This is a genomic window from Cronobacter sp. EKM101R (assembly GCF_963888145.1).
Taxonomy (GTDB): Bacteria; Pseudomonadota; Gammaproteobacteria; order Enterobacterales; family Enterobacteriaceae; genus Cronobacter; species Cronobacter turicensis.
Map to the genome: position 1 here is coordinate 310,188 of NZ_CAWPHW010000023.1, position 17,300 is coordinate 327,487.

Annotated in this window: 20 protein-coding genes, 1 tRNA gene and 1 pseudogene; 7 read left to right on the forward strand and 15 right to left on the reverse strand. The window is 56.4% G+C overall.

The features are described from left to right. Nucleotides 1–96 precede the first annotated feature (96 nt). Nucleotides 97–1,482 (forward strand): cysteine--tRNA ligase, encoded by a 1,386-nt coding sequence (gene cysS, locus AACV31_RS14045; protein ID WP_075198165.1) that lies wholly within the window; start codon nt 97–99, stop codon nt 1,480–1,482. A 159-nt stretch (nt 1,483–1,641) separates the two neighbouring features. Here cysS and malI read toward each other — a convergent pair whose 3' ends face one another. The 4 genes from malI to folD form a co-directional block, all read right to left on the reverse strand. Next, the gene (gene malI / locus AACV31_RS14050) at nt 1,642–2,658 is read right to left on the reverse strand and encodes a Mal regulon transcriptional regulator MalI (RefSeq protein ID WP_165153255.1); all 1,017 of its coding nucleotides are present in this window, start codon (nt 2,656–2,658) and stop codon (nt 1,642–1,644) included. 63 nt (nt 2,659–2,721) lie between these two features. After that, nucleotides 2,722–4,221 carry a PTS transporter subunit EIIC gene (locus tag AACV31_RS14055; RefSeq protein WP_165153257.1) on the reverse strand — a complete coding sequence of 500 codons (1,500 nt, stop codon included), beginning with the start codon at nt 4,219–4,221 and terminating at the stop codon, nt 2,722–2,724. Between the two features lie 277 nt (nt 4,222–4,498). Further along, nucleotides 4,499–4,711: a ribosome-associated protein YbcJ gene (ybcJ, locus tag AACV31_RS14060; RefSeq protein ID WP_004387141.1), complete on the reverse strand. Its 213-nt coding sequence runs from the start codon at nt 4,709–4,711 to the stop codon at nt 4,499–4,501. A gap of 1 nt (nt 4,712) precedes the next feature. Beyond that, complete coding sequence (gene folD, locus AACV31_RS14065) at nt 4,713–5,579, reverse strand: bifunctional methylenetetrahydrofolate dehydrogenase/methenyltetrahydrofolate cyclohydrolase FolD (protein WP_007706347.1); 867 nt, start codon at nt 5,577–5,579, stop codon at nt 4,713–4,715. Between the two features lie 208 nt (nt 5,580–5,787). Between folD and AACV31_RS14070 the strand changes: the two genes are divergently transcribed. Then, nucleotides 5,788–5,864, forward strand: a tRNA-Arg gene (locus tag AACV31_RS14070). A 164-nt stretch (nt 5,865–6,028) separates the two neighbouring features. Further along, nucleotides 6,029–6,106 (forward strand): annotated as a pseudogene (locus AACV31_RS14075) (Arm DNA-binding domain-containing protein); the annotation flags it as partial. Nucleotides 6,107–6,130: 24 nt separating this feature from the next. On the opposite strand, the gene AACV31_RS14080 reads toward AACV31_RS14075, so the two are convergent. The 4 genes from AACV31_RS14080 to AACV31_RS14095 form a co-directional block, all read right to left on the reverse strand. Beyond that, on the reverse strand, nt 6,131–6,352 hold the full coding sequence (locus AACV31_RS14080; RefSeq protein WP_131824870.1) for a hypothetical protein: 222 nt from the start codon (nt 6,350–6,352) through the stop codon (nt 6,131–6,133). Nucleotides 6,353–6,411: 59 nt separating this feature from the next. Beyond that, on the reverse strand, nt 6,412–6,945 hold the full coding sequence (locus tag AACV31_RS14085; RefSeq protein ID WP_075198162.1) for a hypothetical protein: 534 nt from the start codon (nt 6,943–6,945) through the stop codon (nt 6,412–6,414). A gap of 434 nt (nt 6,946–7,379) precedes the next feature. Further along, entirely contained in the window at nt 7,380–7,856 is a 477-nt protein-coding gene (locus tag AACV31_RS14090; RefSeq protein WP_165153259.1) for a glutathione peroxidase, read from the reverse strand. A 167-nt stretch (nt 7,857–8,023) separates the two neighbouring features. Beyond that, nucleotides 8,024–8,752: an SDR family NAD(P)-dependent oxidoreductase gene (locus AACV31_RS14095; RefSeq protein WP_165153261.1), complete on the reverse strand. Its 729-nt coding sequence runs from the start codon at nt 8,750–8,752 to the stop codon at nt 8,024–8,026. A 98-nt stretch (nt 8,753–8,850) separates the two neighbouring features. On the opposite strand from AACV31_RS14095, the gene AACV31_RS14100 reads away from it, so the two are divergent. After that, complete coding sequence (locus AACV31_RS14100) at nt 8,851–9,234, forward strand: winged helix-turn-helix transcriptional regulator (RefSeq protein WP_041923303.1); 384 nt, start codon at nt 8,851–8,853, stop codon at nt 9,232–9,234. A 28-nt stretch (nt 9,235–9,262) separates the two neighbouring features. Here AACV31_RS14100 and AACV31_RS14105 read toward each other — a convergent pair whose 3' ends face one another. Beyond that, nucleotides 9,263–9,892, reverse strand: coding sequence for a glutathione S-transferase N-terminal domain-containing protein (locus AACV31_RS14105; RefSeq protein ID WP_165153263.1), 630 nt, complete (start codon nt 9,890–9,892; stop codon nt 9,263–9,265). A gap of 119 nt (nt 9,893–10,011) precedes the next feature. On the opposite strand from AACV31_RS14105, the gene AACV31_RS14110 reads away from it, so the two are divergent. Beyond that, entirely contained in the window at nt 10,012–10,491 is a 480-nt protein-coding gene (locus AACV31_RS14110) for an RES family NAD+ phosphorylase (protein ID WP_165153571.1), read from the forward strand. Between the two features lie 4 nt (nt 10,492–10,495). Here AACV31_RS14110 and AACV31_RS14115 read toward each other — a convergent pair whose 3' ends face one another. Both AACV31_RS14115 and AACV31_RS14120 read right to left on the reverse strand, forming a co-directional pair. After that, nucleotides 10,496–10,849 carry a DUF1304 domain-containing protein gene (locus AACV31_RS14115; RefSeq protein WP_075198159.1) on the reverse strand — a complete coding sequence of 118 codons (354 nt, stop codon included), beginning with the start codon at nt 10,847–10,849 and terminating at the stop codon, nt 10,496–10,498. Between the two features lie 66 nt (nt 10,850–10,915). Continuing rightward, complete coding sequence (locus AACV31_RS14120) at nt 10,916–12,109, reverse strand: MFS transporter (protein WP_075198158.1); 1,194 nt, start codon at nt 12,107–12,109, stop codon at nt 10,916–10,918. Between the two features lie 206 nt (nt 12,110–12,315). Here AACV31_RS14120 and AACV31_RS14125 point away from each other — a divergent pair, with 206 nt between their 5' ends. Both AACV31_RS14125 and AACV31_RS14130 read left to right on the forward strand, forming a co-directional pair. Further along, nucleotides 12,316–12,621: an ArsR/SmtB family transcription factor gene (locus AACV31_RS14125; RefSeq protein WP_041923306.1), complete on the forward strand. Its 306-nt coding sequence runs from the start codon at nt 12,316–12,318 to the stop codon at nt 12,619–12,621. Between the two features lies 1 nt (nt 12,622). After that, entirely contained in the window at nt 12,623–13,156 is a 534-nt protein-coding gene (locus tag AACV31_RS14130; RefSeq protein ID WP_075198157.1) for a rhodanese family protein, read from the forward strand. Nucleotides 13,157–13,271: 115 nt separating this feature from the next. On the opposite strand, the gene AACV31_RS14135 is transcribed toward AACV31_RS14130, so the two are convergent. From AACV31_RS14135 to AACV31_RS14150, 4 genes are read right to left on the reverse strand one after another with little or no spacing between them, the layout of a single operon-like run. Further along, complete coding sequence (locus AACV31_RS14135) at nt 13,272–13,757, reverse strand: DcrB-related protein (protein WP_165153265.1); 486 nt, start codon at nt 13,755–13,757, stop codon at nt 13,272–13,274. Beyond that, on the reverse strand, nt 13,750–15,324 hold the full coding sequence (locus AACV31_RS14140) for an OmpA family protein (protein WP_255491216.1): 1,575 nt from the start codon (nt 15,322–15,324) through the stop codon (nt 13,750–13,752). Before AACV31_RS14140 ends, AACV31_RS14135 begins: the two co-directional genes overlap by 8 nt. 36 nt (nt 15,325–15,360) lie before the next feature. Next, entirely contained in the window at nt 15,361–15,963 is a 603-nt protein-coding gene (locus AACV31_RS14145; RefSeq protein ID WP_075198154.1) for a hypothetical protein, read from the reverse strand. After that, the gene (locus tag AACV31_RS14150; RefSeq protein WP_165153269.1) at nt 15,957–17,297 is read right to left on the reverse strand and encodes a GlcNAc-transferase family protein; all 1,341 of its coding nucleotides are present in this window, start codon (nt 17,295–17,297) and stop codon (nt 15,957–15,959) included. The genes AACV31_RS14145 and AACV31_RS14150 overlap by 7 nt, the downstream gene beginning before the upstream one ends. Between the last annotated feature and the right edge of the window lie 3 nt (nt 17,298–17,300).

Below are 17,300 nucleotides of genomic sequence, written 5' to 3' on the forward strand. Positions count from 1 at the left end.
GCTTGCTTCACCTTGCAAAGTGGGGTGCTTGCGCTTTCAATTATGGGTAATATAGGGGTTTTATCCGCTTACCACACACTGACACGGAAACTTCTGATGTTAAAAATCTTCAATACCATGAGTCGCCAGAAAGAAGAATTTAAGCCTATTCATGCCGGGGAAGTCGGCATGTATGTGTGTGGTATTACCGTTTACGACCTCTGTCACATCGGCCATGGTCGTACGTTTATCGCGTTTGACGTCGTCGCGCGCTACCTGCGTTTTCTCGGCTATAAGCTGAAATATGTGCGCAACATTACCGATATCGACGACAAAATCATTAAACGCGCCAACGAGAACGGCGAAGATTTTGTGGCGCTGGTGGACCGTATGGTCGCCGAGATGCACAACGATTTCGATGCGCTGAATATTCTGCGCCCGGAAAGCGAGCCGCGCGCGACGCAGCACATCCCGGAAATTATTGAAATCGTTGAGCAGCTGATCGCACGCGGCCATGCGTATGTCGCGGGCAACGGCGATGTGATGTTCGCGGTCGAGAGCGACGCGGATTACGGCAAGCTCTCGCGCCAGGATCTGGAGCAGCTTCAGGCGGGCGCGCGCGTGGAAGTGGCCGACAGCAAACGTAACCCGATGGATTTCGTACTGTGGAAGATGTCCAAGCCGGGTGAACCGAGCTGGCCGTCACCGTGGGGCGACGGGCGTCCGGGCTGGCATATTGAGTGTTCCGCGATGAACTGCAAGCAGCTCGGCAGCCATTTCGATATTCATGGCGGCGGCTCTGACCTGATGTTCCCGCACCATGAAAACGAAATCGCTCAGTCGACCTGCGCGCACGACGGCGAATATGTGAATTACTGGATGCACTCCGGGATGGTGATGGTCGATCGCGAGAAGATGTCCAAATCGCTCGGCAACTTCTTTACCGTGCGCGACGTGCTGCAACACTACGACGCCGAGACCGTGCGCTACTTCCTGATGTCCGGCCATTACCGCAGCCAGCTGAACTACAGCGAAGAGAACTTAAAGCAGGCGCGCGCCTCGCTTGAACGCCTCTATACCGCGCTGCGCGGCACCGACAGCAGTGTGGCGGCCGCAGGCGGCGAGGCGTTTGAAGCGCGTTTTATCGAGGCGATGGATGACGATTTCAACACTCCGGAAGCGTATTCCGTGCTGTTCGATATGGCGCGTGAAGTGAACCGCCTGAAAGCGGAAGACAGCAGCGCGGCGAATCAGTTAGCCGCGCATCTGCGTAAGCTTGCCGCTGTGCTGGGCCTGCTGGAGCAGGAGCCGGAGCAGTTCCTGCAATCGGGCGCGCAGACCAACGACGATGAAGTGGCGGAGATCGAAGCGCTGATCGTTAAGCGTCTGGAAGCGCGCAAAGCGAAAGACTGGGCGGCAGCAGATGCCGCGCGCGATCGTTTAAACGAGATGGGCATCGTTCTGGAAGATGGGCCACAGGGTACAACCTGGCGACGTAAATAAGAAAAAGCGGCGAAAGCCGCTTTTTTTATGCCGGTGGTTTACGTGGTTTCGGCAGGTGCGCTTCGCTTACCTGCCCTACGAATCGATGCGACATTCGTTGTAGGGTGGGTAAGCGAAGCGCACCCACCATAAAAGATAACGCGCGCCTATCGTCATCCATCACGCCGATCCGCGCGTAATCAACTGGCCCGAAAGCGTAATCCGCTGCGCGGGCAGACCCGGCTCGCGGATAAGCCGCACAACCAACCCCGCCGCCTGGCGCCCGGTCTCTTCGCTGGCGGAAGAGACATAGGTAAACGAGGGCGACGTCAGGTTCACGTGCATCATGTCCTCAAAGCCGATCAGCGACACCTGCTGCGTCAGGAATACATCTTTCCCCACGGTACGGCCGACCTGATGAATCGCCTCCAGGCAGCCGATAATCGCGTGCGGCGAATGGCACAGCAGGGCGGTGATTTTATTGTTCGCCTCAAGGAGCTGTCGCACCGTCTGGCTCACCGCGAGTGTCTCTTCAGCGCAGGCGGGCGCGAACTCATCACGCCACGGCAAACCATATTGCGACAGCGCCGCGCGGTAGCCGAAAAGCCGCTCCTCACGGATAAGACACCCCGCCGTACCGCCGATATAGGCGATATTACGGTGGCCGCGCTCAATCAGATAACGCGTGGCGAGCCCGCCTGCCTGGCGGTTATCGCGCACCACGCTGTTGAGTTTCTCTTCCACCGGCGACTGCGACACCACCACCAGCGGGAGCGTACTTTGCACGACTGGCGCAGGCAGCGCGCGCTGGGTGGAATCGGCGGTCAGATAAACGACGCCCGCCACGCCCTGGCGGGTAAACGAGACGAAACAGCTCTCCAGACGGCCCGTTTCGCGCCCTGGCTGGGTGAGGAACACCATAAAGCCCTGCGACTCCAGCGCCTGCACCAGGCTTGCCGTCACGCGGGTCGAAAAGGGATCGTTCAGATCCTCAACAACCAGGCCAATCAGGTTCGACGTTTTACCGCGCAGGTTAGCGGCCGCGACGTTATGCACGTAGCCGAGCGCTTCAATGGCGGCATGCACTTTGTCGATGGTCGCGGCAGAGATTTTTCCCTTCTCGCGCAGCACCAGCGAGACCGTCGAAACCGAGACGCCCGCCTGGCGCGCCACATCGATAATGCTGACCTTTTTCATCTGCCCTGAATTATCCTTTTATCGCTGATGTCGCGGGCCTGGCGCAGGCCCGCGCAGGCGGCGTTATTTCCCCGTCATGCCTGACAGGCTCTGCGCAATAAACTGCGCGCGCGCCCCGAAAATCACCTGAATGCCGTTATCGCCCACAAACACCACGCCGCGCGCGCCAAGCCCGTTCAGCCCGTCTTTATCAACGAGCTCCGGACGCGCCACTTCCAGACGCAGGCGCGTAATGCAGGCGCCGACGCTGGTGATGTTCTCTTTACCGCCCAGCAGGCCCACAATATTGCCCGCCAGCTCTGCATCGGTTTTATCATCCACGCTGGCGGTGACATCCACGCGGCCCGGCGTTTTCACGTCAAAACGGCGGATCACAAAGCGGAAGGTGAAGTAATAAATCATCGCCATCGGAATGCCGACGATAACCGCGTTCAGGTAGTGCGTCTGATAGCCGTTAAAAGAGGGCAGAATGCCGAACGAAATATAGTCGATAAGCCCGGCGGAGAACGATTTGGCGATATGCGCGTCCAGCAAATACATGCACATATACGCAAGCCCCGCCATGATGGCGTTAAATACATACAACACCGGCGCGACAAAAATAAAGGTAAATTCAACCGGCTCCGTGATCCCTGTCAGAAAACAGGTCAGCGCGGCGGAGAAAAGAATACCGGAAGCGATTTTCTTATTCTTCGTGCTGGCTTCATGATACATAGCCAGACACGCTGCCGGCAGCGCGAACAGCATTAGCGGGAATTCGCCCTGCATAAATTTACCGGCGTTCTGGTAGGTATTGCTGCTGAAGCTTTTCACGCCTTCTTCCAGCATTTTGAACCAGATGGTCTGGTCGCCGTGGATAACCTGCCCGGTCTGGGTCGTGTAATCGCCAAACGAATACCAGAACGACGGATACCAGATATGGTGCAGCCCCAGCGGGATCAGCGCGCGCTCCACGAGCCCGAAGATAAAGGTTGAGGCCGCCTGGTTATCGCCGTTGACGATAACCGACAGCGCGTCGATCCCCGCCTGAATGTGCTGCCACACATACGGCAGCGCCAGCCCCAGCAGGAACGAGAGAAACGCCGCGGCAATCGCCACAAACCGTTTGCCGGAGAAGAACCCCAGGAATTCCGGCAGTTGCAGCGTGTGGAAACGGTTATAACACCACGCGGCGAGAATGCCTGAAATCAGCCCGCCGAACACGCCCATCTGCAGCGTCGGAATGCCGACCACCATGGCGTATTTGCCGCCGCTCGCCGCCATTTCCGGCGTGATGCCAAGCTGCGTACTGATGGTGATGTTAATGATAAAGACCGAGACCGCCGCCGAGAGCGCCGCGATGCCGGATTCCGACGCCAGACCGACGGCGGAGCCGATGGCGAACAGCAGCGGCAGGTTATCGAAAATAACCCCGCCCGCGTTCATCATCAGCGGCAGATGGAATTTATCGCCGAAGGCCAGCAGCAGACCGGCGGCGGGCAGCAGCGAAATAGGCAGCATCAGCGCGCGGCCTATCATCGACAATTTTGAAAGCGATTTAACGAAACCTGTTATCAGACTCATACCGATCCCCCGATTGGAACAGCCGGGCTTTTTCGCCCTGTTTTATAGTAGGTAGAACGTTCTAGTAGAACGTTCTACCTATGCTGTGGGATCGCAGCCTTTTCGCGCAACATCTATTTAACGTTTCGCCAGAAGATTTGCTGATTCTTTGAAGTCGGTTGGAAAACGGGCCGGGCAGGCAGCACGCGCAAACAGGATAAGAGAGAGCGGAGAAGGGCAATAAGAAAAGGTTCTGAAGCGGAAAATAAACGCCCTCTGCGCAGAGAGGGCGTGGGCGTTACGCCGTGACCGTGACGCTCTGGCCGTCGAAGCTGACGGTCTGCCCGGCGACGATTTTGCAGCGCTTGCGGGTTTCCACCGCGCCGTCGACAGTCACCAGACCTTCAGAAATCACGATTTTCGCCTGCGCGCCGCTTTCGCTCCAGCCTTCCAGCTTCAGCAGATCGCACAGTTCGACGTGAGGGTGTTTACCTAAAGAAAATGTTGCCATGTTATGCCTCCTCGCCGTCATGGTATTCAACGCACGCCTGCAGCGTGTTCTGGATAAGCGTGGCGACCGTCATCGGACCAACGCCGCCCGGCACCGGGGTGATATAACCGGCGCGCGCTGCGGCATCTTCAAACACCACATCGCCGACCACTTTGCCATTTTCCAGACGGTTGATGCCGACATCAATCACGATGGCGCCTTCTTTGATCCACTCGCCCGGAATAAAGCCCGGCTTGCCGACCGCGACAATCAGCAGATCGGCATTTTCAACATGCTGACGCAGGTTTTTAGTGAAGCGGTGGGTCACGGTGGTGGTGCAACCCGCCAGCAGCAGCTCCATGCTCATCGGACGGCCGACGATATTGGACGCGCCGATCACCACGGCATTCAGGCCATAAGTGTCGATGTTGTAGCGCTCAAGCAGCGTGACGATGCCGCGCGGCGTACACGGGCGCAGACGCGGCGCGCGCTGGCACAGACGGCCAACGTTGTACGGATGGAAGCCGTCCACGTCTTTATCCGGCGCGATGCGCTCCAGCACTTTCACGTTATCGATACCGGCCGGCAGCGGCAGCTGAACCAGAATGCCGTCAATGGCGGCGTCCGCGTTCAGTTCATCAATCAGCCCCAGCAGTTCGGCTTCGCTGGTGGTTTCCGGCAGATCGTAAGAGCGGGACACAAAGCCAACTTCCTCACACGCCTTACGTTTGCTGCCGACATAAATCTGCGACGCCGGGTTCGCGCCGACGAGCACGACCGCAAGCCCTGGGGCGCGTTTTCCGGCCGCCACGCGCGCTTTCACTTTTTCGGCAACTTCAAGCCGCACCTGCTGCGCAATCGTTTTACCGTCAATAATCTTTGCTGCCATCAGAGAGAATATTCCGTCTGTAATCAAATGAAGTGGGGATGAGGATATTCTGTCAGAAGCGCGCCGTGCTGTCAGTTTTCGTTTGTGTCTTTCGCTCAATTGTCCAGCAGGCGGTTCGAAAGCCATTGACTCACCTGGTACTGACCGTATAATTCCAGGCGTTTCACACTGCTACCGGCAGATAAAACGTGAAACGCCTCTTCACGAGGCGCCCTTAGCTCAGCTGGATAGAGCAACGGCCTTCTAAGCCGTGGGTCGCAGGTTCGAGTCCTGCAGGGCGCGCCATTTCAATATCTTCCGCAGTCTGCCAAAGTCTTTAAAAGCCCAGTAATCGCGCCTTCTGCCTGATTTTTTACTCTTCTGCGGTGTACTACCGTCTATTGAAATCTAGCCATTTTTGGGGGCATTATTGGGGGCATATTCAGGTTCAATAAAAGCGATGCCCCCAAATGAAGCTTAATGCCCGTCAAATTGATACTGCAAAGCCTAAGGACAAGGCCTACAAGCTGGCCGATGGTGGGGCCATTTCAGTATCTTCCGCAGTCTGCCACTCACGATAAATAAGAAACATAAAAAGCATCAAACAGCTGACATCCCAAATGTGTTGAATTTACTTCAAGGCTGAGTGCTACGTCTTGGTTAGAACCGCGCCGTTTCAGTTCAAGCGCAGAAGAACATTCATGAAGAGGCAAGAAATTTTGCTGCTGATAAAGTTCCCAGACAGCAACTGAACTCATGTGTGCTTTAGGTGCAAAAATAGCGGTACGTACCACATGAAAAAGCCCACTCCAGGATGGGCTTAACCGTACAGATGGTGACCTGCGTCATGCCATTAATCAAGTATACCTGAGGGGCAGTAATTGCCTTCCCATCCTACTATTTTAGCGCCTGAATCCAGATCTCTCACCGATACGCTATCCCCGCCAAATTCTGAGCCAGTAACGACGATGTCGTAATCATGATTTGGCTGAGGAATGAATCTGGCGGAAGCAGCTCGTTCTGTATTTTGGTAGTAGCCCGCTTGAGTCCAGTAATGAATTACATTTATCAGTTGCCCCGGCTTGATAGTAAATTCATTTATGAAAATTCCCTTGTTGTTACTTGATTCTGGCATTCCGATTTTTTTATTTCCTGTCACAGGAAGACCGAGAATAGCCAGACCAGCCGTAACCCGGCGCTCTAAAACTTTTTTATAACAGCCACTCGGCTGTTTTTCGTAAAATTGCAGGGCCGTATTGCCATCAGATGCGGCACGAATCCTGGCTGCATCTGAACCTTTATAGTCTTCCAGCGAAGGTCTAAACCCCGCCGTACATCCACTTAACAACGTTACTATTATTCCCGTAATGACCAGTTTTCCATACATGCGCATCTCCTTACGTTTCTGTCGCTCCTTTTTTTATCGGCCTATAGGGATTAAATCTTTAACGTGTATTAAGCCAGCCATCCGGGGATAATCTGTCTTTGGTCTACCTGCCTGACTCCTGAACAATGTCCGCTTCTGGCACAGGGCGGACGATATTGAGACTCTACCGCTCCCCGCGCTGTCTGGAAGGAGGACTATCCTTCAAATGTTACGTATTTTGCTCTCAAGCCCGGTGTGGTGAGCTCTTATCACTGGGCGACGCGGTGGGAAAGTTGTGTCGTATTTTTGACGTAACGGCACGGCACACGATGCTTCGAAACGACGCCGGGAGCGACGTGCATCTAAGCCCTTCTTTACCCGTTAGCTGCTTATTTTCACTGTGGTATATCAGGATTGAAAATCGCGCTCTGTTCAGTGGCCGGGCGCATTGACATTTATAGCGCTGTAAGAATGACGGTTTCTATTTTCTCAGGGGTCGTAAACGGGGCAAAACGCCTGAGTGGTTTGCCGTCGCGTCCTATCAAAAACTTAGTGAAGTTCCATTTGATTCGCCCACCTAACACGCCGGGTAATTCGTCTTTCAGGTAACGAAACACCGGGTGCGTAGCGGCGCCGTTGACCTCCACTTTCTCGAACATGGGGAAGCTTACACCGTAGTTGATGTGACAGGTCTGCGCGATTTCATCGGCACCGCCGGGTTCCTGATGACCGAACTGGTTGCAGGGGAAACCAAGCACAACCAGACCCCGGGCGGCGTACTGCTTATACAGCGCTTCAAGGCCCGCGTATTGTGGCGTAAAGCCGCAATGGCTGGCGGTATTAACCACCAGAATCAGCTTGCCAGCGTAGTCGGCCATAGAGATGAGCTCGCCGCGCAGGCTGGTGGCAGTCAGTTGATGAAAGGGGGTCATGACGGGCTCCTCAATGTAGAATCAGAGTGATGTCGACAATGCCACGTAACGCATTGCAGCAGGGGCATACAGCGTGTGTCTGGCGAGATAATAGCGCATCCTTCGTTAGCCGGGATACGCGCGCCGGTTTTTCTGCCACCGGCGCGCGGTACCTCAGCGAATGCCGTTTACGCCGTCATACCGCCATCAATAACCAGTTCTGTGCCGCTGACGTAAGCGCTTTCGTCCGACGCAAGAAACAGCGCTGCCGCCGCCACTTCGTCGGGGTGGCCTAAGCGCCCGGCCGGGATGCGCGCGTTCATCATTTGCCTGAATTCGTCGCTCACTTTATCAAACATTGGCGTATCCGTGGGGCCGGGGCTCAGGGTGTTGACCCTGATGCCGCGCGGCGCCAGCTCCGCATTCCACGAGCGGGCATACGAGCGAACCGCGGCTTTGGTGGCAGAATAGGTGCCGTAACCGGCATTGGCCATGGAGCCTGCGATCGAGCCAAGCAGCACGATCGCGCCCCCATCGCTCATATGCCGGACCGCGCGCTGCGCCGTTAACACCATGGCGCGCACGTTGAGGCCGAAGGCGCGGTCGAGATGCTCCTCCGTGGTCTCTTCCAGGCTCGCCGGCTCGGACAAGCCAGACGAGTAAACCAGAATGTCGAGGCGCCCGGCTTTTGCCTGAAGCGTGCCAAAGAGGCGGGCGATGTCGTCGGTTTGAGTGAGATCGCACGGTATCGCGTCGATCCGACCGCCAATAGCGGCAACGGCGTCGGCGAGCTGCGCGTCGCGTCGGGCGGTGATGAACACATGGGCGCCTTCCTGCACAAAACGGCGCGCGATCGCAAGCCCAATACCGCTATTGCCGCCTGTTACCAGGACGGTCTTTCCTTCAAGTTTCAACATGGCTACTCCGGACAGGGGGTGGAAGCCAGATGATACATTTTGTATATTTAGGGTCAATTACGCACCTGATGTACATCAGATATAGAGAAGGTAACCACATGTCGACGGATATCGCTGCCCAACTGGCCGAAATCAACAGCACCCGCCCTGTTCTGGAGCAGGTAGCCAACAAATGGTCGGTGCTGATCCTGACCGTACTGTGCACCCAGCCCGCGCGCTTTAACGCCATTAAGCGCAGGCTGGATCCGATCACGCATAAAGCCCTGACGGAGGCGCTGCGACGGCTTGAACGCAACGGCCTGGTCAACCGCCGCGTGATCGCCTCGTCACCCGTGGCCGTTGAGTATTCGATTACGCCGCTCGGGCGGACGTTGCAGGAGCCTTTTGTGGCGCTGGTGAGCTGGGCCAGGCAACATGGCGCGGCTATTGAGCAGGCGCAGGTGGCTTACGACGACAGGCTCGCCGCCGATGAGGTCGTCTGAAGGAATAAACACCGGAAAATCATCACACTCAGGCTTGCCAGTGCTGGTCGATGACGTCCCGGATAACGGGGTGTTTTTCAACCTCCACCAGCGACGAACAGAAACTGGCCCGCGAGTGGCTCAGTCGCTCACGCGCCCGGCTCCACCGGGTGACGACACAGGCCAGCATTTCAAGCCCGCCGGGGCTTTGCGCCCGCCAGGCCTGTGAGCCATAAAACACGTCGCTGAATATCTCCCATTGCTGATAGAGCTTTTGCAGGGCGCCTTTTGCCAGCAACTTATTTTGATCCTCTGAGCCGTCAGGTAGCCATCGTTCGGGGTAATCAATCATTCCCACAGCGGCATAACAGTTAGCGCTGATATAAACCAGCCCGCGTAATTGCTGAGCACGCACCAGAGCCTCCGAAGACAACAGGCCCGAATCAGGATATTCCATGCCGAGATGAATAATGATGGCTGCGCTTTCCGTCATTACTGAACCATCAGGAAGCACTAAGGTGGGGATTTGCACTAACGGATTGAGCGCGCGTAAGGCGTCAATATCACTCTCTTTTTGCCACGAACTTGCCTCAAATACGCTGTATTTCGCGCCGCAGGCCTTAAGCGCCATCTCAATGGCGGCAGAGCCTGAACGCGCGGTACCGTAAAGTTTATACATGGTTATTTTTCCCGTGACTGATATAACCTGATAGTAGCAGAGCGTTCTGGCGCGCATTGAAAAGGGCCTCGGTCACGGATATGCAAAACCTTCCCCGCAATTTTGATGGCTGAAAAATGATGGATATCACCCCTTTTTATACCCGCATTGAAGGCGTTTTTTATCGGGCAATCGATCCGGCGTACCGGCACTTTGCGTTATCGGGCTCCAGGGCGGCGGGGCGATATTCACGAGGCGATCAACCCACGCTGTATTTGAGTTCTTCACCGCAAGGTGTTGAGGCGGCCATGCAAGCGCATCGCGATAACAGAGCCAGCCTGGAAATCATCAACGTCAGCGTCGTGGCTGAAAAAATTTTTGATCTGCGCAATACCGATGCCGTTCTGGCGGCGGGCATTGACATAAAGGACGCGATTGCGCCGTGGCAGGAGATCGTGAAAGCGGGCGGCATTCCGCCGTCATGGGAGGTGCGCGCGCGTCTGGAATCGCTGGGCATGAACGGGGTGATTGATCCCTCACGCAAAGCGCCGGGGCTCTGGCATCTGGTGCTTTTCTCGTGGAATGAGAACAGCCACACTCAGGTGCGCATTATTGACTGAGGCCTTACAGCCCCATCCACAGCGCAATCAACGCCAGCAGCGCAGGCAGCGCCTGAACATACAGTATTTTCCTGCTGGCGGTAATGGCGCCAAAGATCCCGGCGATCAGCACGCAAATCAGAAAGAAAAATTTGAACGGCAAACCACTTTCGCCCAGCCACAGCCCCCAGAATAACCCCGCCGCTAAAAACCCGTTATACAGCCCCTGATTGGCGGCCAGCACCCGGCTGTCGCGCGCGAAATCAACGCTCAGATTAAACGCCTTGCGGCCTGTTTTCGTATTCCATAAAAACATTTCGAGTACGACGATATAGACGTGAATAACGGCGACAAGCGCAATAAGAACGGTGGCTACCATAAGCAACTCTCATCAGGAAGAATGCAATAAAAACAGTATACGCGCGGCCGGCCCGTACGGATGCGATCAGGCCGTCGCCGATACCCGCTCGCCCGCACGCCACCAGACGATGAGCGCGCCCAACGCCACGACGCCGAGCGCGGCAAACGCCATGCGCCATGACGAGTGTGCGACGATAGTGCCCGCCAGCGCCGGGCTGAACGCCGCGCCCGCACCCTGCATCAGCATGATGACGCTCTGTCCGGCATTGACATGCCCGGAGCCGCGCAGCGCGTTGACGATATAGCCTGGCACCGCGACGCCTAAAATCCCGGCGGCGACGCCGTCGAGGATTTGCACCGGGATCACGGACAGCGGCCCCGCAAAGCTTGCCGCCAGCGCGGCGCGGACTGGCAGCACGATCAGCGCAATCATAATCAGCTGGCGGTAGCCATAACGCTGCGCCTGCGTGGAGGTATAGAGCGCGACCGGGATCATGACGCACTGGGAAATCACCACCGTCGCCGCGGCGTAAAGACTCGGGCTCCACAGGCTGCTGCCGGTGGACGCCACGCGCATGCTCAGCATCGGCAGCAGCGCGGCGTTGCCGAGGTGAAACAGCAACAGCGTTAGCCCGGTGGTGATAAGCACCGGGTTACGCATCAGCACGGAAAGTTGCGGTACGGTACGCGCCGGGTCGCCTTTTTCAATGCCCCTCGCCACATCGTGATCGATATCCTGCTCGCGGATCGCCAGTACGCAAAGCGCGGTGAAAAACGCCATGCCGGTCATCAGGATAAACACCGCGCCGATGCCCCACAGCCACATCGCGCAGCCCGCCAGCACTGCCGCCACCATGTTGCCGCCGTGGTTAAACGCTTCGTTGCGGCCCATCTGGCGGGTGAAGCTGCGCTGGCCGGTCAGCCCCAGCGTGATGCCTGCGACGAGCGGCCCAATCAGCGCGGCGGCAAGCCCGGAGACGATTTGTGACATCATAGCGACGCCGTAATGCGTGCTGTGCCAGAGCATCAGCGTCGCGAGCGTCACCAGCGCGCAGCAGACGAGCAGCAGCAGGCGCTTTTTACGGGTGGCGTCGATGATAATCCCGGCAGGCACCGTCGCCAGCAGCGCGGCGATCCCGCCCGCCGTCATCACGAAGCCGATATCATCCGGCCGCCAGTGCCGCTCCGTCAGAAAGATGCCCAGAAAAGGCCCCAGTCCATCGCGCACATCCGCCAGAAAAAAGCTCATCAGGCAGAGTGCCTGTAGCGATCGCAACATGATGTTAATTCTCCCTGCCTGCCGTCGAGACTCGTCATTGCGTTATCGTGTTGTTATCACAGAAGTATGAAGCTAATACAAAAAGCCACACAACGTTAACGTAACGAAATGAAACGGTTAAGGCGGCGCGGCACTATCAGGGCGATTGACACCGCCGCTGATAGTTTAGTATTTTCTTAATTAAGGAAAATCTAAACTGTTAAGCCATGACCGATCTGAACGCGTTACACACGCAGGCCAACAAGGCCGCTGCGCTTCTTAAGACGCTGAGCCACCCGCAGCGGTTGCTGATTTTGTGCGTGTTAATTGAAAACCCCGGCACAGAAGCCGGAGAGCTGTGCAGAATGAGCGGCCTTAGCGCCCCGGCGACGTCCCAGCATCTGGCGCGGATGAAAGCGGAAGGGCTGATAGAAGGCATTCGCGAGGCGCGGTTCATCCGCTACCACATCAGGAACGAGGCGGTCGTGGCCGTCGTGCATACCCTCAAAACGCTTTATTGTCCGGGAGAATAAGATGTCATCGATATTTATCACGCCTGCGGAAGTGCACGCGCTTTCCGGGCGCAGGATCATGCTGATTGATATCCGGGGGCAGGAGGAATGGCGGCGGGAACATCTCTCCGGCGCACGTTCTTTGCCGCTGGAGACGGTTCAGCCCGGCAGCCTGGATAAAGACGCCCTGGCGCAAACCGACATGGTCATCTTTCACTGTCAGAGCGGGATGCGCACGGAGAACGCCCGGCAGCAACTGATAGCGGCAGCGCATCCGGCAGACGTGCGGATTATGCAGGGAGGCCTGAATGCGTGGAAAGCCGCAGGGTTACCGGTCATTACCGACATCCGCCAGCCCTTACCGCTGATGCGCCAGGTACAGATCGTCGCTGGCGCGCTGGCGCTCTGCGGCACGCTCGCGGGCGCGACGGTGACGCCTGCGTTTTATATTATTCCGGCGTTCGTCGGTGCCGGGCTGATGTTCGCTGGCATCACAGGCTGGTGCGGGATGGCGAAACTGCTGGCCGTTATGCCCTGGAATAAACCGGTGATGTAGAGCAGTAATAGCTGAGACGGAGCAATCGATGACCCTCTGTAGCTGGCCGGAAACGTGGGCGCAGAAGAAAAATGAGGCTGATACGCCTCATTTTTATTTTCCCGAAGACGTGATGTTATTCCGCCAGCGGTGAAACGTTCGGATTAAAGCTATTAATGATCTGTACGTAGTGCCTGCGCTGATAATCCGTAAAATCTGCCTCCGCGTGGAGCGTAAAAATAATAATCTCCCGGCTCAGGGGATTGGTGGCGGCGTGAAAAGGTAACTGAACCAGCGTTTGCACCTGACGGATGGTTTTACCTTCCTGCAAATAGCGGTTAGCGATTTGCACCACCGGCAACCGCGACGGGCCGGTTTCATGGCGCAGCAGTTTTCCTTCGAGCTGAAAGCCGGGGAGCGTAGTGCGCAGAATCTCCATCTGCGACTCGCAAAAGGCCTCCGGCGTCTGTTCTTCATCAAGCGTGGCGCGATTAATTATCAGGTTATATTCCTGATTATCCGGATCGCGAAACATCAGAATATTGACGCTTCTGTCGAGCACCGGCGCGGTGGTCAAAAAGTGTCCCTCATAAAGTGAATAGCGCAGCACTTTATTACTCATTGTCGAATTTCCTTATTTTCATGGCGTCGACGGGCAGAGCGATCGCTTCAACCCGCCGGTTAAGCTCTCTGCCCATTTCACTGTCATTACTGGCGACAGGATCGCTGGCGCCGGAACCGTAAACCTCAAACTGTGTGGCGGAACGTCTCGTCGTTTTCACCAGCCATTCCCGCACGGCGATAGCCCGGCTGACGGAAAGCTGGCGGTTGACCTCAGGGGTGCCGGTGTTATCCGAGTGCCCGATTATCAGGAAACGCCTGCCGGGATGTTGATTTACCAGCATTAACAGGGGCTGAAGCGCTGCTGGGGCGTGCGGGCGCAGGCGGGCGCTGCCCGATGAAAAGAGCGAGACCGGGGCTTTTGAACTAAAGAAAGGGACATTCCTGTCGCGGTCAATCACGGCCTGCGCTTCCTGTTGCAGGCGCGAGCACGGCGATAAGCCCCAGTCCGCCAGCCGCGGTGAAGCGGCGCACTGCAAAAGCCGCTGGTGCTGTGCGACAAGGGCGTCGAGTGCCTTGTGTCGCGTGTGGAGCTGCCAGGGCGCGATAGCGCCGATGCGCTCAATGAGTGACGACGTATGCCGGATCTGTTCGCGCGCCTGGTGAAACGCATTCAGCAGCGAGGCGGCGATCAAAATAAAAACGGCGATAGCGCTCAGTAAAATGCCTGCGGCGCGCCGGTTTTTCGCCGTGAGGTGCCGGAATGAAGCCGCTTGCAATGCTGGCGGGAGCGGCGGCGCCAGCAGCGCTGAGGAGAGGGGAGGAAAGACGCCATACTGGTTTTCAAGAAAGTGCGCCCATGCGCCGTGGCGAGTAAAACCCTGACCATCATCCGCGACCACGATGCCGCTCAGGCGCAGCACGGGATTATCCGTAAACGACAGCAGCGTCGCTTTCAGCGGGGTGGTCTGTATCCAGTTCAGCAAATGTTTACCCATGATGCTTCGCTGGCGCATCGCGGTATCGTTCGTCGCCTTCATGGCGTTGAACGCCTCTTCAAGCGTCTCAAAGGGCAGTGGCGTTTGCGTTTCCTGCCAGGGAGACAGGCTCTGCAAGCCGGTCCAGTGGACGGTATCGGTGTTACTCAGCCGGACATAAAAAGCCACACAACAGGGTAAAGGATACGGCCAGCGTTGGATGGCGATTGATCGTTGCCACTCATCCAGTTGCGCTGCGAGTAACGCTGCATCCTCATAGCCATCCGGCAGCAACGGCAGCCATAACCGACTATCGGCGTTCGGATGCTGAAGGCGCACCGCTTTAAGACGGTCATGTAGCGCTTGCGGCGTGGCGGCAAGTAACCAGAGCGTTGACTGCTCTGTGCGTATATCCGTCGCGCAACCTGTGCGGGTAAACCAGCGTGCGGCGAACGGGCCGACAATAAAGATAATCAGGGGGCGGCTGGCGGTTGCGGGAGGCGTGCTGTCTGGCGAACGGGCAAATGCACTCTGCAGGCTGAGAAAGCCAAAGCCCGCCAGCAGTGCGACAATAGCGCAGAGATTATTAAGCGTCGCAGGGGAGGCAGGCAGCAGTGTGGCGCTAAACGCCACCAGTACCGTGACGCCCATAAGCTGGCGAACCCGCCTGAGATTCCGTGACTGCATTTAATATGGCTCGCTTAGCGCCTGGGCGCACCACCACCACAGGCCCGAGAGCGCGGCCACTAACACGATGCCAAACGCAAAAAGCGCTCCGCTACGGTCGATTTTTCTGGCGTGGAGGCATGAAGCCGGAGGGGCGCCGATGCTTTCAGCGACGGGATTTGATATCGCAACACTGTGCTGAAGGCGCAACGCCTGAAGCGCGCGATCCACCGGGAAAAGCGGCGCCAGTAAAAACAGAAGCTGTAGGGCGTATGCGCTAAAATGAAAATCTGTCAGCCGGAGCAAGATGTCCAGCGCCTCTGCGATGGCGAAAGGCTCATCTTCATAACCGTAATAGTGGTGAGCCAGCGCATAGCCCTCCCAGCTCAATGCGTGTCGGGCAAGTGCCGTGCGGGCGCGCGCATCAACAGCGATGCACATCATTTTACAAAGCCTGTCGACTTCCTCTTCCGGCGCGCCGGCGGCAATCAGCGACCGACAGAGCTCATCCAGCGCCGTGGTCAGCCTGAGTTTTAATCCTGAAAACGAAGGAATAATGCCATCCATCGCCATGAGAATTTCAGTCGTGACGATTTTTTCAAACAGCGCGTCGCACGTTACCATGGTTTTTCTGACACCTCGCCCCAGCCCGTATTATCGGTATAAGGAGATAAGCGCACGGATGCCGGCGCTACCGCGTTCTGGCTCGTAAACTCAACCACTATTTCCAGTTGTTCTTCAACGACGACGAGTTTTTTCGTGAGCGCCTCGGGCGTCAGATCCTGTCGGTACAGCAGGACATTCTTTTCATCGTAAATACCGAGATGCCACCAGCTCACGTCAGGACGTTGATAAGCCAGTTCCGCACGGGAAAATTTCACGACTTTGCGATAGGGATAAATAAAGGCGATATCTTCCTGCGGCGGCTCTGATATTTCCGTTGAGAAAAAGCTGACTTTATTTTCACCGAGCACCGCCGGATGAACCGAACGCTGGCGGAAATTGACGCCGAGCGCCTGCTCGAAGCTTTGAAAATCGCGCGCGTTGCCGAGCCCATATTTTCCCATTTCACAAGATGGGTGTTCCAGACCAAGCAACGTTCGTACACGTTGTTTAGCGATACGATCGCGCTCCCACCACGCAAGCGCGACACTACCCGTCGCTTTCGCCTGATTGCTGTGATCCCCCCAGACTTTCGGGTGCTGTCGACGTCCATAAAAATGCCAGAGCATAATCTTATCAGGGCAGTAAATATCGTAGCCGCTGGTCCAGGCGCGCGCCGCCATGGCTATTTCTTCCCCCGCGAAAAAGATAAGCGGATCGTTTGGCACCTCTTTCACAAAGCTGCCGTCCGCAAAAATAAACCCGCCTGCCAGATAGCCGCAACGCAGGGGAAAGGACGGCGTTACCGGCCGGGAAGACAGCATAACAATGCCATGTGCAGTAAATTCCCGGAAAATCAGCCGACTGATATAACGTTTTTTGTCTTCATTATTTTCAGGGTCATAAGGCGGCGGGTAGGTAGACAACACAGGTTTAGGGCTACAGGCACGCAGTTGTTCAACCGTGTTAATCATCTCCTCATCCCAGTTTTCAGTGAAACGGCAGTGGGAATCGACCTGGAGAAAATAGTCTTCGTCATCAAACCGGGCTTCGGCCATATGGCGCGCCCAGCAGGCCCCCTGACTGGCATAATAATGCAGGCTGATAATCTGAATGACCACGCCTGCGAAACTGAGCTTATATAAAGCGCCACCCTCATAGCTTTCCACAAACGCTACGGTAAAACCGTGGTTAAGAAAATACTTAATATCGTTATCGTCCTGCCAGCATACCGTGATATGCAGTCGGGCAGGGTTAATCGCCATCTCCAGCATATTTTTAAGCGTGGGAATAAGCTCAGGATCCCGATAGCTGGCGATACTGATAAATATCGTCGACGTCTTATTTTTGTTCATTAT

Bases quoted from the DNA above. Each gene is read 5' to 3' on its own strand.
- AACV31_RS14090 (WP_165153259.1), bottom strand. From the start codon at position 7,856: ATGACCCCCTTTCATCAACTGACTGCCACCAGCCTGCGCGGCGAGCTC.
- AACV31_RS14145 (WP_075198154.1), bottom strand. From the start codon at position 15,963: ATGGTAACGTGCGACGCGCTGTTTGAAAAAATCGTCACGACTGAAATT.
- AACV31_RS14085 (WP_075198162.1), bottom strand. From the start codon at position 6,945: ATGTATGGAAAACTGGTCATTACGGGAATAATAGTAACGTTGTTAAGT.
- AACV31_RS14135 (WP_165153265.1), bottom strand. From the start codon at position 13,757: ATGAGTAATAAAGTGCTGCGCTATTCACTTTATGAGGGACACTTTTTG.
- AACV31_RS14125 (WP_041923306.1), top strand. From the start codon at position 12,316: ATGACCGATCTGAACGCGTTACACACGCAGGCCAACAAGGCCGCTGCG.
- AACV31_RS14150 (WP_165153269.1), bottom strand. From the start codon at position 17,297: ATGAACAAAAATAAGACGTCGACGATATTTATCAGTATCGCCAGCTAT.
- AACV31_RS14140 (WP_255491216.1), bottom strand. From the start codon at position 15,324: ATGGGCGTCACGGTACTGGTGGCGTTTAGCGCCACACTGCTGCCTGCC.
- cysS (WP_075198165.1), top strand. From the start codon at position 97: ATGTTAAAAATCTTCAATACCATGAGTCGCCAGAAAGAAGAATTTAAG.
- AACV31_RS14055 (WP_165153257.1), bottom strand. From the start codon at position 4,221: ATGAGTCTGATAACAGGTTTCGTTAAATCGCTTTCAAAATTGTCGATG.
- malI (WP_165153255.1), bottom strand. From the start codon at position 2,658: ATGAAAAAGGTCAGCATTATCGATGTGGCGCGCCAGGCGGGCGTCTCG.
- ybcJ (WP_004387141.1), bottom strand. From the start codon at position 4,711: ATGGCAACATTTTCTTTAGGTAAACACCCTCACGTCGAACTGTGCGAT.
- AACV31_RS14105 (WP_165153263.1), bottom strand. From the start codon at position 9,892: ATGTATAAACTTTACGGTACCGCGCGTTCAGGCTCTGCCGCCATTGAG.
- AACV31_RS14100 (WP_041923303.1), top strand. From the start codon at position 8,851: ATGTCGACGGATATCGCTGCCCAACTGGCCGAAATCAACAGCACCCGC.
- folD (WP_007706347.1), bottom strand. From the start codon at position 5,579: ATGGCAGCAAAGATTATTGACGGTAAAACGATTGCGCAGCAGGTGCGG.
- AACV31_RS14130 (WP_075198157.1), top strand. From the start codon at position 12,623: ATGTCATCGATATTTATCACGCCTGCGGAAGTGCACGCGCTTTCCGGG.
- AACV31_RS14115 (WP_075198159.1), bottom strand. From the start codon at position 10,849: ATGGTAGCCACCGTTCTTATTGCGCTTGTCGCCGTTATTCACGTCTAT.
- AACV31_RS14095 (WP_165153261.1), bottom strand. From the start codon at position 8,752: ATGTTGAAACTTGAAGGAAAGACCGTCCTGGTAACAGGCGGCAATAGC.
- AACV31_RS14110 (WP_165153571.1), top strand. From the start codon at position 10,012: ATGGATATCACCCCTTTTTATACCCGCATTGAAGGCGTTTTTTATCGG.
- AACV31_RS14120 (WP_075198158.1), bottom strand. From the start codon at position 12,109: ATGTTGCGATCGCTACAGGCACTCTGCCTGATGAGCTTTTTTCTGGCG.